The sequence below is a fragment of the Streptomyces sp. NPDC001156 genome (assembly GCF_053598275.1).
In genome coordinates, this window is record NZ_JBSFJX010000215.1 from 1 (window position 1) to 12,992 (window position 12,992).

Sequence of the window (12,992 nt, forward strand, 5' to 3'; positions counted from 1 at the left end):
CCGGCTCAAAGACCACCAGATCCTGCGCCCATGCCGACGCCGCGGCAACGGCATCAACCACGCCGTCGCCGGCATCGCAGCACTACACAACCTCACACTCGACGTCCGGTAACCGCAGCACCCACCCCGGCAAGGCCCACCTCACCCGCATTACGGGATACCTCTTAGGTGTAGCGGCTTGCGGCCGCGAAGCAAGCCAGGCCATCCGTCCGACAAGGTCTCCGGCCTTCAATGCTTCGCAGCCGGTTACGCCTTCCTTCCGCAGCGCTTCGCCGACCACGTTCGCCGATGCTCTGCTGGCCTGGACGATGTACATGGCCCCGGTCTCGTAGGGCTCCAGGAACCGCAGCCTCTGGCAGTGGCCAGGACCCTGGAGGCCAGCGTTCGGCTCGCTCGCTCTGGGCCACGGACCCGCTCGGACCTCGGCGGCACTGCCTGGAACCGGCCAAGCCCGACATCCCATCGAGTGCACCGCAACGACTTCCCTACTGTTCTCACCGAGGACAGCGAGGAGCGCCGTCGGCTTCGTCCCTGGGGTCACGCAGTCGGCGGGGCCGTGCGTGCAGGCAGACGATCGACCGCAGGATCAGGGAGGAGGGCACCGGCTTCGCCACGCCCGAGGCTCGACACCAGCACCGACTGATCTTCCCAGCAGGAGAACTGCGGGGCGCACAACGGCAGCCGGCGCGGGCGGCCCGGTTACGCTACCGGTGCCCGTATGCGGCTTCGACTGGCATGGTCCGACCACCGTCCTCGACAAGACGGCGGGAAATCGCCCGCGCCGTCGCGCGCACGGCCGGTCCGTACCCCGGGTTCGGCGAACCGGTGCCGGGCGTCACGACCGACAACGCCGCGACCACCTCGCTGCCGTCACGTACCGGCGCGGCCACGGTGCTCACCTGCCATGGACGGTTCTGGTGGCCGACAGCGTGATCGCCGCGTCGTACCTCCGCCAGCACGCGACGCAGGTCGGCGGCGGTGCGGATGTCGTCGTCGCCGGGCTCCGGCGCATAGGCGGCGATGGCCTGCTCCTGGACGGCCGGTGGGGCGAAGGCGAGAAGCACCAGTCCTACGCCGGTGGATGCCAGAGGAAGGCGGCCCCCCACGCGGTAGCGCACGGGGCTCGCATCTCGCGCTGACAGCCGCTCGACGAGCAGCGCCTCCCCCTGGTCCCGTACGGCGAGCAGGACATGCTGACGGGTGACGTGGAAGAGGTCCTCCATGAACGGCATCGCCACCGATCGCAGCCCGTGACCGCGTGGGGCCAGGGAAGCGGTCTCCAGCAGCCGAAGACCCACGACGAATCGGCCGTCGCCGAGGCGTTCCAGAGCGCCCACTTTCATCAGAGACCGGGCGAGCCGGAGAGCACTGCTGCGGGGGATGCCGCTTCGCTGTGCGAGGTCGGCAAGCGTCTGCGCACGATGGTCACCGTCGAAGCTGCCGAGCAGGGCGAACGCCCGGTCGATCACCGGTTGTCCCTCAGCCGGCCTGCCGCCGCGTCTCCTGGGCACACCGTCGTCAGCGATCGCCATTTCATTCATTGGAATCACCGCTGCCAATGTACGGCACGCGTCCTACGGTGGCTGGCACCGACAGGGGCCCCGCAGAAAGGGAGAATTGTATGGTCGCGACCGGATTCCTCGATGTGCACGCCCACTTCGTGACCGACAGCTATGTGGCGGCGGCTCGAGCCGCAGGTGTCGAACATCCCGACGGGATGCCCGGCTGGCCCGCGTGGAGCGTCGAAGAGCATCTCGACATGATGAAGCGCTCAGGGATCGACAAGTCCTACCTGTCGATCTCCTCGCCCGGAGTGCACTTCGGGGACGACAGCGAGGCCCGGGTTCTCGCACGTGAGGTCAATGAGTTCGGCGCCCGGGTCCGCACGGAGGACCCGCAGCGGTTCGGTCTCTTCGCCTCCCTGCCCCTGCCGGACGTCGAGGGATCGCTCGCCGAGGCCGCCCACGCGCTCGACGTCCTCGGTGCGGACGGAGTGGTGGTGGAAACCAACCACCATGGCCTCTACCTCGGTGACCCCCGGTTCGAGCCGCTCTGGGAGGAGCTCGACCGCCGCAGCGCCGTCGTCTTCGTTCACCCCACGTCAGCGCCCCACGCCGACGAGCTTGCTCTGGGCCGGCCACGGCCGATGCTGGAGTTCCTCTTCGACACCGCCCGCACGGCTAGCGACCTGCTCTTGCGCGGTGTCCTCGCCCGCCGCCCGCGGATCCGCTGGATCCTGACACACGGCGGAGGTGTGCTGCCGCTGCTCGCCGACCGGATGGAACTCTTCCGCACCCACGTCGGCGGCGGCGCCGTCGACGCGCCGAGCGCCGTCGAGCAGCTCGGCCGACTCTGGTACGACATGGCCGGCACGCCATTCCCGCGCCAGGTCCCGGCCCTCGACGCGGCCTTCGGCACCGAGCGTCTCCTCTATGGCAGCGACCACTGCTGGACGCCCATTGACGCGGTGCTCGCACAGGTCACCTCCATCGACTCCGCGGTGCAGCCGTCCGCCACCCTCACCTGGCGGGACCTCACCACCCGCAATGCCCGCCGCTTGTTCGACACCGACGCACGGTGACCGCCCGGCCTGAAGGAACGGTCGTGAGCAAGTGGGTCTGACGACCGCGGTCGTCACAGCAGCACCGCGGTCCGGGTTGCTGGGGCGGCTCTGCCGTCAGTCGGCGGAGCTGCGGCTGATCCGCCACAGCGTTCTGGTCTGCGAGGTCACCGACTCCAGCAGTACCCAGCCTCACCACTCGCTGGGGCTGCCGCCACAGCCAGAGCCGCAAGACGATCTGGTTCGAGCAGCGCATCCAACGTTGTTCCTACTGAGCCCCCGAGCGGCGTTGAAGCCGCTCACTCAAGCGAGGGTCGGCCGCGGAGTCGCGGCGAACATCCTGACCGAGGCCGGCGTCGACCCGGCCGCCCTCGACGCCACGACTGCGGACATCCACTCACCATGGCGGTGAACACCGAGGCGCAGACGTCCGTGTGCCTGCCTCAGGTCGCACCATGCCAGGACTCACCCTTCGGCGAGGAAGTGCGCCAGCAAGCGGTCGAAGTCGCTGTGGTCGAGCTCGGCCCCCCGGGGCACCACTGCCTCCGTTTCCCGCAGGAACGCCTTGACTTCCTGCGCTGGGGCCTTGAGCAGGGCCGTACCGGACGGCGGGTTGAGAAGGATGTACAAGTCGCGACAGCCCTCATCGCCGGTGGGCCATATGCGAACGTCTCCCTCTCCGGCGGGGCCCTCCAGGCCGTCGATCAGCAAATCGCGCCCGATGATCCATTCCGCCGGCTCGTCGCTGTCGACATCGGTGGTGAATGCGGCATGGACCACATAGGGATCACTCGGCTCGTACCGCAGATTCATGATCATGGGCAAGGATGTCGCATGAACGCCGACAAGCTTCACAGGTAGCCCCTGGATCACAGTTCTCAATGACTTCATTGGGTCTTACTCCTGGTGCTTTGAGTCATCCGGGGAGGGCCATCGAAAGGGCTGTCGCCGGATTCAAAGGGGCTGCACAGACGGGGTTACTGCGAGGGACCGGTGGCGATCGGCACGAGGACAACCGCAGGAGCAGTTCTTCGTGCCGTCGCCAGGGTGCCCGGCTGGCGGGAGCAGTCGAGGCCACCACTTTCGGCCGGGGCCATCACGGAGATGTGGCCAACGGTGGTTGCCGGACAGAGGGCGTCCTTGGTCTCAGCGATCGACGCTGTACCGGTCGTGGTGGTAGTGAACCGACTCGTCACGGTCCCCACGTCGACGCCGGCCGTGGTTGCCGGGGCCCGGTCACGCAGGGCAGAGCTGTCCTTGGACCAAAACGGCACGCTGTCCGAGCCCGAGGAGACGCACATGACCACACAGGTGCCCTGCTTATGGGTCGGTATCGATGCCGGCAAGGGCCACCACTGGTGGGTCGCCATCGACGACACCGGAACCACCATCGCAGGGCCGCCGGATACCGGCCCTTCTGGCCGCGTCACTCGTCGAAGGCCGACCATCAGCGCAAGGGTGAGTCCACGGTGGGCGTCAGGAGGGTCTCGTCGAGGCCGACGATCTGGCTGATGTCGAAGCCCTCCATGTCCGCGCGGAACTCAGGACTCGACAGGTATGCCTCCAGCCGCTCCTGCACGTCCTCGGCGTCCTTGTAGGAAACGAGGGCGTACAGCCGGGGAGTGTCGCTTCCGGGCGCTGCGGGCACCGTCCAGACGCCGTGGGTGGTGATCCGGTGCTTGGCCATACCGGGAATGTGCTGGGCCCAGATCTTCTCGTAGGCGGCGAGCGCGTAGGAGCTGCGCAGGGTGTAGACGCGAAGCTGGTACTGGGACATGACACTGGTTCCTTTACTTCTGAGCATGGATGGTCGGCGGTCAGCCTTGGGGGAGGAGGTGTGCCAGTTCGGCATCCCAGTCGATGAGTCCGGACTCGGTACCCCGTGGCACCAAAGCCTGGGTGTCCTGAAGGAAGGACGAGATGTCCTGCACGGGGACCTCGAGCAAGGCGGTGCCTGTGGAAGAACCGAGGGCGATGTAGATCGACTCGTTACCCCGCCCTGCGGCCGACCAGATCCGGACGTCCCCATGACCTGCGCAACCGTTCAGGCCGTCGGTCAGAAGGTCACGCCCCAGGACCCATTCGACCGGCTCGTCGCTGTGGATGAAAAAGGCGGCATGGACGACGTAGGGATCTGCAGGCTCGTACCGCAGCCGCATGCACAAGGGCTGTGAGTAGGTGCGCGAGACGACGAACTGCGCGGTCACCGCCCGAACCACGGTCCTCGAAGACTCCATGGGCATTCACTCCAAGGCACCCCCCTTGCCTCGGCTGCGCCCCGGCGCTCGTGGCGACAAGCACGCATCGAATCAGGAGGTGTTCAGCAGGGCCCGGGCGCCGGACAGCATCGGCGGACCGTGCGGGTCGTGGCGTCGCGGCAGTTGAAGCGACGCGCGCCTGTGGCACGTGGTGGTGCCGCAGGCAGGTTCAGAGGGGGAGCAGGGTGCAGGCCCTCGCTCGATCGCCCGCCCGGGCGGTCAGGGGACCGCTGATCCATGACCAGCGGTCGCATCCCCGCCGCCGACAGGCATTGAGGTGAGAGGTACAGCCTCCGCTCAGGGGCACAGGCGGGACCCGTCCTACCGGTCGCCGTGGTTCCGGTCGTAGTGGTCCCATCCGTAGGAGTCCCAGCCACCGTGGTTCCGGTCGTAGTGGTCCCAGCCGAAGTAGTCCCGGTCACCGCGGTTCCAGTCGTGGTGGTCCCAGCCCCGGCCGTCGCTCTCGTAGCGGTTCCACTCGTGCCGGTAGGACCTGTCGGACTTCCACCCGCGCCCCTCATCGTCCCAGCGGTAGCAGCGACCGTCGCGGCTGTGCCAGAGGGAGCCGGCGACATGGTCGTCGTGGTGCCAGCCACGCTTTCCGTCCCAGCAGTAGCCCTGCTCGATCAGGTAGCCCACGCCGTGGTCCCAGCGGTAGTCGGCGAGGTTGACCTCGGTTGACCGCTGGACGTGTACGGAGGCGGTAGTCGCGGCCGAAGCGGTGCCCCCGGCACCGATGACGGCGACACCCGCGACCGCCACGGAGGAAACGGCGACAGCAATCCGCTTCGTGAGCTTCTTCATGATCTTTCCTTCCGGTTGGTGCGGTCTGCACTAACGGCTGCTTTTGCAGGCGATGTGAGGCGCCTGGCGTTGTGTGGCGTTGTCCGTCAGCAGTTCCATACGTTGTATGGAATCACCCCGCCAGGATAACCATACGATGTATGAAAATGGGGCGACGGTGACAGTGACTCGGGTCACCCGGACCACCTGGCTGAAGGAGACGTACCTGAACGCTTCTCAGCAACTGGAAGGTGGTTGCCGGGAGTTCGTCTCCTTCCCCCTCACCCTGCTGGCCCGAATACCAGCTCTCGATCACAAGGCATCCGGGGCTGGCCCCATGCTGGAGATGAGGGGGGTGTGACAACGGAGGAAGAAGTGGTGGAGATGCGGACCGTTGTCGACCTCACACGTTGCCAGGGCTATGCGCAGTGCGTGTTCCTCGCCCCGGAGGTGTTCGAGCTGCACGGGGAGGAGGGGCTGCTGTACGCCACGGCCGTCCCGGACGATCAGGTGGAGCGTGTGCGCCAGGCTGCGGCGGCGTGCCCGGTGCAGGCGATCCTCCTCGGGGAAGAGGTGAGGACCGGTGCCCGGTGACCTGAAAGACGGAGTCATCGTCATCGTCGGCGCGTCGCTGGCCGGGCTGAGGGCTGCGGAGGCGTTGCGCGAGGAGGGCTTCGCCGGGTCTCTGACCGTGGTCGGGGACGAGCCCCATGCGCCCTACGACCGGCCGCCGCTGTCCAAACAGGTGCTGCTGGGCCAGGCGACGGCGGACACCCTCGAGCTGCCGATGCGTCGGGATCCGGACGCCGAATGGCGCCTCGGCGTGCGCGCCACCGGTGTGGACCTGCTGGCGAAACGGGTACTGCTGGCCGACGGCGAGTCGCTGCCCTACGACCGGCTGCTGATCGCCACCGGAACCCGGGCACGGCCCTGGCCCAACCCGGAGGAAGGCGCCCTGGACGGGGTGTTCACCCTGCGCACGCGCGAGGATGGCGCGGGACTGGCCGGGCGGCTGGCCGCGAGGCCGGAGCGGGTACTGGTGATCGGCGGGGGCTTCACCGGCTCCGAGATCGCCTCGGCCTGCCGGGAACTGGGCCTTGAGGTGACCGTCGCCGAACGCGGCCCCGCACCCCTGGTAGGTGCGCTCGGCGGCACCCTGTCCAAACTCGCCGCCGTCATGCAGCGCAACCACGGCGTGGACCTGCGCACCGAGTGACAGTCACCGCCCTGGACGGCAACGGCGCTTTCACCGGCGCGCAGCTGTCCGACGGCAGCCGCGTCGAGGCGGACGTGTGCGTCGTGGCGCTGGGCGCGATCCGCAATGTGGAGTGGCTGGCGGAGTCCGGGCTGGCGGCGGGCCCACGCGGCATCGCCTGCGAGGCTGCCGGGCTTTCAACATGTACGGGATCGTCACCGACGACGTCTTCGTGGCCGGCGACGTCTCCCGCTTCCCCCACCCCGCTGTTCGGCTACCAGATGCTCTCCCTTGAACACTGGGGCAACGCGGTCGAGCAGGCCGAGGTGGCCGCCCACAACATGGTCAGCCCCGGGCCGCTGCAGCGTCCGCACCTGGCCATCCCGGTGTTCTGGCCGACCCAGTTCGGGCTCAACATCAAGTCGGTGGGCGTGCCCACCTACTCCGACCACGTGGTCATCGCCCAGGGCTCCCTGGAGGCACGCCGTCTCGCGATGGTCTACGGCTACCAGGGCCGGGTCACCGCCGCCGTCACCGTCGACATGGCCAAGGTGCTCGACTACTACCGGTACCTGATCGAGACCGCCGCTCCCTTCCCGCCCCCGCCTGGCGCGCAGGACCGTGCGATCGCGGCCGACATCACGATCCCCTCCGCCGTACCCGACCCCTCCGTCCTGTCCCACGGCCCGACCGTCGCACTTACCGGTCACCTTCCCGACCGCCGGCTGACGGTGGTGTAGCCCACATCCCGCCCCTACGAGGAGCCGTCATGGACTCCGCGACCTTGCTGGCACGGATCACCGACTACGCCAGCCGTCCCAACCCCTATCCGCTGTACGCGGAACTCCGCGAGGCCGGTCCTGTGGTGCCGCAGGCCGACGGCAGCTACCTGATCGGCACCTACCACCACATCGCCGCTCTGCTCCACGACCCACGGATGAGTGCCGATCCCCGCACCCGTGGCGAGGTGACCCACAAGCCGCCGTTCCTGCGGCTCGACGACCCCGAGCACCACAGGCTGCGCACCCTGGCCATGCGGCCCTTCGGGCCCCCGCACAGCCCTGGCCGGGTCGACGGCATGCGCGGCGAGATCGACCGGATCACCAAGGAACTGCTGGTGCTGCGACACGAGAACGCGGTGCTGCGACGGCAACTCGCCGGTCCGGTCCGCTACGAGCCCGCGGACCGGTTCTGGCTGGCCGCGCTGTCGTCGCTGACACCGCGCCAGTGCTGGAGCTGTGTCTTCCCGGTCACGCCGGGGACGCTGCTGGCCTGGCACCGCTGGCTGATCGCCAAGAAGTGGGACTACGCCGACCGACGCCGCTCCGGCCGCCCTCCCACGGCCGCCGCGCTCAAGAAGCTGGTTCTGCGTCTGGCAAAGGAGAACCCGCGGTGGGGCCACCGGCGGATCCAGGGTGAGCTGGCCCGGCTGGGCCAGCCGATCGCACCGTCCACAGTGTGGGAAATCCTGCACGCGGCCGGCATCGGCCCGGCCCCGCGCCGCACCAGCCCGAGCTGGCGCGCATTCCTCACCACCCAGGCCGAGGGAATCATCGCGGCGGACTTCTTCCACGTCGACACGATCACCGGCAGGCGGCTGTACGCGCTGGCGTTCCTCGAAGGGTGCAGCTCTGTTTGAGGGACGGTGATCAGCGGGGGTTTCGCGTTCCGGTGGTCGGTAAGTCCCTGGGTGGTGTGGGGGTTGGGCGCGGCGCGGTTGCGTCGGCGGCATCGCCGGGAGGGACGCATGGAGCAGGAACTGCTGACGTTGCTGAAGCAGCGTGAGGAGGCGGCCCGGCATCGGGTGGAGGGGCTGCGGGCTGAGCTGGCCGCGTTGAACGAGCGAATAGCTGCCGCCGAGGAAGAGCTGTCCGATCTGGTGGTCACCCAGACGACCCTGGCCCGCGTGTTCGCCGAACGGGACGCTTACGAACCGGAGTTCGAGCAGGTGTCTTCACGGGATGCGGATCCGGACGATCTGCCTGGCTGTCTGCCGCCGGTCGTGCGCGTCGCGACCGGTGAGGTGCCCGCCGAGGGCGACTGGCCGGTGCTGGCCCTGCTGGCCAGCGCGAATACGCCGCTGCGGGCGAAGGAAATCTGCGAGGTGACGGAGGAGGCCGTCGACCACCGGCACGTCGAGACGCTGCGGATGCGGCTGAAGCGCATGGTGCGAGGTGAGTGGCTGGCCGAGCCGTCCAAGGGCCTGTTCGTGCTGGCCGATGGCGTTCGCGCACCCGATCGGACCTGATCAGGCGGGCTCTTCCCCGCGTCGTGCCTGGTGACAAGCCTGATACGACGCAAGGGAAGAGCCCGATGCCAGACTACGGGCCGCCCGGGATCGGCGAGGTGTTTCCCGCCGCCCGCGCCGCCTTCGAGCAACTGCTCACCGATCTGTTCGACCACCAGGGCGTCTCTCACTCCGAGGCGGAGGAGTTCATCGCCGCGCGCGGCCGCGAGGTGCACCGCCTGATGCTGCAGGAGTGGTTCGCCCAGCATGCGCAGCGCGAGGAGCGCCTGCCGGAGGTCGCCGGGTCCGACCAGGTGGTGCGGCGCGCCGCCGAGGCGGGTCACAAGCGGCTGCTGTCCACGCGGTTCGGCACCGTGGAGGTGGAGCGAATCGCCTACCGCGCGAAGGGGGCTTCGAATCTGCACCCGGCCGATGCCGAACTGGACCTGCCGGTCGGGCGGCACTCGCACGAGCTCAAAAAGCTCGCCGCGATCGAGGCGGCGCGCGGCTCGTTCGAGGCAGCGGCCACCGCGATCGAACGCGCCACCGGCACACACGAAGGACCGCATCGGCGTCACCGACTTCTGGGTGATGGGCCCGCGCCGCAGCCGCCATCCGTCGGCGGTCTCGAACCGCCGCTCCAGCTCCGCCCAGATCTCGTCGTCGTCCCATGCCCCGGCGTCGGTGCCGTCCGGCACCTGGAGGTAGAGGCGGGACACGGACGGCGACCGCATGGACAGCAGGGCGAATCCGCGGACGTGCCGGGCGTAGACCAGCTCGTCGTGCGACGGCGGTACGTCGGCGAGGACGCCGAGCCACCCGAACGGGTACGTCCGCTCGAACTCACGGGAGAGGGAGGCCGGCACCGCCTTGCGGGCCACGCCCCAGAAGCCGTCGCATCCGACCACGTAGTCGCACTCCAGTACGCCCTCGTCCCCCTCGCAGCGGAAACGCACGCGCGGCCATTCGCTCTCCGCGCCCTCGACCGCGAGCGCCTCCGCCTCGAACAGCAGCGGACCGCCCTCCTTCAGCTGCAGGGCGATGAGGTCCTTGCACACCTCGGTCTGCGCGTACACCATCACGGAGGGTCACCTCGGAAGGTGGACACCGGTTCGCGGTGTTGTGCGGCGAATGTCATGGTAGCCGGTGCTGACCTTGGGAAGACCGGGCGGCCCCGCGATCGCACTGTACGTGAACAAGGTCAGCGGGCCTTCTGAAAGGTCCGCCGGTACGCCTGCGGGGACACCCCGATCGCCGCCTGCAGGTGCTGCCGCAGGGAGGCGCCGGTCGCGAAGCCGACCTCGGCGGCGATCCGGTCCACCGGCAGGTCGCTGGACTCCAGCAGGTGCCGGGCGCGGGCGAGGCGCTGCTGGATCAGCCAGCGGCCGGGGCTGAGGCCCACCTCGTCGTTGAAGCGGCGGGCGAAGGTGCGCAGGCTCATCCCGGCGTGCCCGGCGAGGTCGGAGAGGGTGAGGGGCTCATCGAGGCGCTCCAGGGCCCAGGCGCGGGTGGCGGCGGTGCTCGCGGCGCCGCTGACGGGCACCGGCTGCTCGATGTACTGCGCCTGGCCTCCGTCGCGGAACGGAGGCACAACACAGCGGCGGGCGACGGTGTTCGCCAGGTCGCTGCCGTGGTCGGTGCGGACGATGTGCAGGCAGATGTCGACGCCGGAGGCGGCTCCGGCCGAGGTGAGGATGCGGCCGTCGTCGACGAACAGGACGTCCGGGTCGAGCTCGACCTTCGGGTACCGGCACCGGAACTCGTCGGCCGCCTGCCAGTGAGTGGTGGCCTTGCGGCCGTCGAGGAGCCCGGCCTCGGCGAGGATGAAGGCGGCGGTGCAGATGGAGACGATGCGCGCGTCCGGGCGGATGCGGGCGAGGGCGGCCGTGACCTCGTCGGGCAGCCGCGGCGGGATGTAGTCGGGCGGCATGGAGGTGACCACCACCGTGTCCGCCGTGTCGAGGATCTCCGGGCCGTGCGCGACGCCGATCGTGAAGTCGGCGTTGGTGCGCACCGGCCGGCCGTCGACGGTGCAGGTCAGCACCTCGTAGCGGCCATCGGCGGCGCCGAGGATGCGGCTGGGGATGCCCAGCTCGAAGGGGTAGACGCCGTCGAGCGCCAGGACGGCCACGCGCTCCGGTTCCCGCTTGCCACTCATGGCACGATCCTATCGAGTGTTGGCAATCATGCCGTTTCCGGGCCGGGCGGACCTTGGCAGGCTGGGTGACCATGAACGATGCGAACACGATGCGAGCCATCAGCCAGGACGTCCTCGGCGGTCCCGAGGTCCTGAGGGAAGTGCGGGTCGGGCGGCCCGCGCCGCGCCCGAACGAGGTGCTGGTCCGGGTGCGGGCCGCCGGGGTCAACCCCACCGACTGGAAGCACCGGGCCACCGGCGGTTTCCTGGGCGAGCCGCCGTTCGTCCTGGGCTGGGACCTCTCCGGCGAGGTCGCCGAGACCGGGATCGGCGTGGCCGCCTTCAAGCCCGGCGACGAGGTCTTCGGCATGCTGCCCTACCCGTTCGGCCACGGCTCGCACGCCGAGTACGTCACCGTCCCGGCGCGCGCCCTGACGCACAAGCCGGCCTCGATCGACCACGTCCAGGCGGGCGCGCTGCCGCTGGTGTCGCTGACCGCGTGGCAGGCGCTGACGGAGTACGCCGATGTGCGGCCCGGGCAGCGGGTGCTGGTCCATGCGGCGGCCGGCGGGTTGGGGCACGTCGCCGTGCAGATCGCCAAGGCGCGCGGCGCGTACGTGATCGGTACGGCGAGCGCGGGCAAGCACGACTTCCTGCGGGAGATCGGCGTGGACGAGCCGATCGACTACCGGTCCACCGACGTGACGGAGGCCGTCCGGGACGTCGACGTCGTCCTGGACACGCTCGGCGGTGAGACGTCGGTGCGGTCGCTGCGGGTGCTGCGGCCCGGCGGGATCGTGGTGTCGGTCCTGCCGGTCGGCCCGCCGGAGTTCTACGAGGAGGCCGAGCGGCTGGGCGTGCGGGCGGTGCGGATGCTGGTGGAAGCCGACCGGGCCGGGATGGAGGCGGTCGCGGAGCTGGTGGAGTCGGGGAAGCTGAAGGCGACGATCGCGGGGACCTTCCCGCTGGCCGATGCCGCCAAGGCGCACGATCTGGGCGACACCGGCCGGACGACGGGCAAGCTGGTGCTGCTGGTCGACTGACCGGGGCTCAGAAGGTGAGTCTGGGTCGCCACTTCACGTGGTGGCGACCCGGTCGGCCTCGTTCTTTCGTGCCGCTATGTCCTTCATGTCCCGCGGCACGACGAGTGACGGCGCCAGCCGGCCTCTTCAGCAGGTCAGGCGCCGTCTCCACGAAGGTGCCCGGAACCGGACTTGAACCGGTAGAGGTGACCGAAGAACCGCAGGTCAAGACGTTGACCTGCCTAAACACCCTGGACCAGACCGTCCCAGCCCCCCATGGAACCGAGCCAGACCGGACCAGGGCGCCATTTCTGGCGCACCTGGCGCACGGCCTGGCGCACAGTTCCGGAGCCTTACGCGGCGGCGCTCAGCTCGCCGACGGCCCGGGCGACGAGTGCCACCGGGTCCTGGCCCGCCGGGAACTCGAACCACTCGCCGCGCACCCGATACGCCTCGAACCGGGCGTGCAGGGCCTGTTCCACGGCCAGGTCGCCCGGGCCGGTCCACAGGATCGCCAGCGGGAAGGGGTTGGGAGCTGTTCGGTTTCGGATGTGTAGGAGTGTGTGTGCGTGTGCACGAGCATGTACTGGTTCGTGGTGGTGCAGCGCGCACGACCGCTTGGCGGGCACTGTCAGTGCCGGCCGGTAGCGTTCTTCCTGTTGCTGATCACGTGTGGGGGAGGGGGGTGCATCGATGGGTGGTGAGGCGCTGCGTCCGATCGCTGTCCCCTTCGTGGCCGTCGGCCCGTCGGGCGTGGCGATCCGCACCCGCATCAAGGGCCTCACGCCGGACGACGAGCAGGTGTTACGT

At 69.3% G+C, this 12,992-nt stretch carries 12 protein-coding genes and 3 pseudogenes; 7 read left to right on the top strand and 8 right to left on the bottom strand.

Annotated features, from left to right (window positions below; all coding sequences use genetic code 11):
- Window positions 1–704 precede the first annotated feature (704 nt).
- On the bottom strand, window positions 705–1,532 hold the full coding sequence (locus ACWDA7_RS43610) for an IclR family transcriptional regulator (RefSeq protein ID WP_450612523.1): 828 nt from the start codon (window positions 1,530–1,532) through the stop codon (window positions 705–707).
- A gap of 89 nt (window positions 1,533–1,621) precedes the next feature.
- Between ACWDA7_RS43610 and ACWDA7_RS43615 the strand changes: the two genes are divergently transcribed.
- Both ACWDA7_RS43615 and ACWDA7_RS43620 read left to right on the top strand, forming a co-directional pair.
- A complete protein-coding gene (locus tag ACWDA7_RS43615; protein ID WP_450612525.1) occupies window positions 1,622–2,581 on the top strand; it encodes an amidohydrolase family protein in 960 nt (319 codons plus the stop codon).
- A 31-nt stretch (window positions 2,582–2,612) separates the two neighbouring features.
- A complete protein-coding gene (locus ACWDA7_RS43620) occupies window positions 2,613–2,972 on the top strand; it encodes a hypothetical protein (protein ID WP_450612527.1) in 360 nt (119 codons plus the stop codon).
- Between the two features lie 53 nt (window positions 2,973–3,025).
- Here ACWDA7_RS43620 and ACWDA7_RS43625 read toward each other — a convergent pair whose 3' ends face one another.
- The 4 genes from ACWDA7_RS43625 to ACWDA7_RS43640 form a co-directional block, all read right to left on the bottom strand.
- Window positions 3,026–3,415: an SsgA family sporulation/cell division regulator gene (locus ACWDA7_RS43625; protein WP_450612529.1), complete on the bottom strand. Its 390-nt coding sequence runs from the start codon at window positions 3,413–3,415 to the stop codon at window positions 3,026–3,028.
- A 592-nt stretch (window positions 3,416–4,007) separates the two neighbouring features.
- Window positions 4,008–4,337: an NIPSNAP family protein gene (locus ACWDA7_RS43630; protein ID WP_450612531.1), complete on the bottom strand. Its 330-nt coding sequence runs from the start codon at window positions 4,335–4,337 to the stop codon at window positions 4,008–4,010.
- A gap of 40 nt (window positions 4,338–4,377) precedes the next feature.
- Window positions 4,378–4,797 carry an SsgA family sporulation/cell division regulator gene (locus tag ACWDA7_RS43635; RefSeq protein ID WP_450612533.1) on the bottom strand — a complete coding sequence of 140 codons (420 nt, stop codon included), beginning with the start codon at window positions 4,795–4,797 and terminating at the stop codon, window positions 4,378–4,380.
- A 342-nt stretch (window positions 4,798–5,139) separates the two neighbouring features.
- Window positions 5,140–5,622, bottom strand: a complete 483-nt coding sequence (locus tag ACWDA7_RS43640; RefSeq protein WP_450612535.1) for a hypothetical protein — start codon at window positions 5,620–5,622, stop codon at window positions 5,140–5,142.
- 363 nt (window positions 5,623–5,985) lie between these two features.
- On the opposite strand from ACWDA7_RS43640, the gene ACWDA7_RS43645 reads away from it, so the two are divergent.
- The 4 genes and pseudogenes from ACWDA7_RS43645 to ACWDA7_RS43660 all read left to right on the top strand — a co-directional run bounded on the left by ACWDA7_RS43645 (window position 5,986) and on the right by ACWDA7_RS43660 (window position 9,044).
- Window positions 5,986–6,195 carry a ferredoxin gene (locus tag ACWDA7_RS43645; protein WP_450612543.1) on the top strand — a complete coding sequence of 70 codons (210 nt, stop codon included), beginning with the start codon at window positions 5,986–5,988 and terminating at the stop codon, window positions 6,193–6,195.
- Window positions 6,185–7,536, top strand: a pseudogene (locus tag ACWDA7_RS43650) (NAD(P)/FAD-dependent oxidoreductase). Before ACWDA7_RS43645 ends, ACWDA7_RS43650 begins: the two are co-directional and overlap by 11 nt.
- Window positions 7,537–7,565: 29 nt before the next feature.
- Window positions 7,566–8,417: pseudogene (locus ACWDA7_RS43655) on the top strand (helix-turn-helix domain-containing protein); the annotation flags it as partial.
- A 126-nt stretch (window positions 8,418–8,543) separates the two neighbouring features.
- Window positions 8,544–9,044: a hypothetical protein gene (locus tag ACWDA7_RS43660; protein ID WP_450612537.1), complete on the top strand. Its 501-nt coding sequence runs from the start codon at window positions 8,544–8,546 to the stop codon at window positions 9,042–9,044.
- Window positions 9,045–9,577: 533 nt separating this feature from the next.
- Here ACWDA7_RS43660 and ACWDA7_RS43665 read toward each other — a convergent pair.
- Window positions 9,578–10,108, bottom strand: a pseudogene (locus ACWDA7_RS43665) (FAD-dependent monooxygenase); the annotation flags it as partial.
- Between the two features lie 116 nt (window positions 10,109–10,224).
- Window positions 10,225–11,181, bottom strand: coding sequence for a GlxA family transcriptional regulator (locus tag ACWDA7_RS43670; protein WP_450612539.1), 957 nt, complete (start codon window positions 11,179–11,181; stop codon window positions 10,225–10,227).
- Window positions 11,182–11,252: 71 nt separating this feature from the next.
- Here ACWDA7_RS43670 and ACWDA7_RS43675 point away from each other — a divergent pair, with 71 nt between their 5' ends.
- Entirely contained in the window at window positions 11,253–12,203 is a 951-nt protein-coding gene (locus ACWDA7_RS43675; protein WP_306193152.1) for an NADP-dependent oxidoreductase, read from the top strand.
- 332 nt (window positions 12,204–12,535) lie between these two features.
- Here ACWDA7_RS43675 and ACWDA7_RS43680 read toward each other — a convergent pair whose 3' ends face one another.
- Window positions 12,536–12,664 carry a GIY-YIG nuclease family protein gene (locus ACWDA7_RS43680; protein WP_450612541.1) on the bottom strand — a complete coding sequence of 43 codons (129 nt, stop codon included), beginning with the start codon at window positions 12,662–12,664 and terminating at the stop codon, window positions 12,536–12,538.
- Window positions 12,665–12,992 lie beyond the last annotated feature (328 nt).

Bases quoted from the DNA above. Each gene is read 5' to 3' on its own strand.
- ACWDA7_RS43610 (WP_450612523.1), bottom strand. From the start codon at position 1,532: ATGGCGATCGCTGACGACGGTGTGCCCAGGAGACGCGGCGGCAGGCCG.
- ACWDA7_RS43615 (WP_450612525.1), top strand. From the start codon at position 1,622: ATGGTCGCGACCGGATTCCTCGATGTGCACGCCCACTTCGTGACCGAC.
- ACWDA7_RS43630 (WP_450612531.1), bottom strand. From the start codon at position 4,337: ATGTCCCAGTACCAGCTTCGCGTCTACACCCTGCGCAGCTCCTACGCG.
- ACWDA7_RS43635 (WP_450612533.1), bottom strand. From the start codon at position 4,797: ATGGAGTCTTCGAGGACCGTGGTTCGGGCGGTGACCGCGCAGTTCGTC.
- ACWDA7_RS43640 (WP_450612535.1), bottom strand. From the start codon at position 5,622: ATGAAGAAGCTCACGAAGCGGATTGCTGTCGCCGTTTCCTCCGTGGCG.
- ACWDA7_RS43645 (WP_450612543.1), top strand. From the start codon at position 5,986: ATGCGGACCGTTGTCGACCTCACACGTTGCCAGGGCTATGCGCAGTGC.
- ACWDA7_RS43660 (WP_450612537.1), top strand. From the start codon at position 8,544: ATGGAGCAGGAACTGCTGACGTTGCTGAAGCAGCGTGAGGAGGCGGCC.
- ACWDA7_RS43670 (WP_450612539.1), bottom strand. From the start codon at position 11,181: ATGAGTGGCAAGCGGGAACCGGAGCGCGTGGCCGTCCTGGCGCTCGAC.
- ACWDA7_RS43675 (WP_306193152.1), top strand. From the start codon at position 11,253: ATGAACGATGCGAACACGATGCGAGCCATCAGCCAGGACGTCCTCGGC.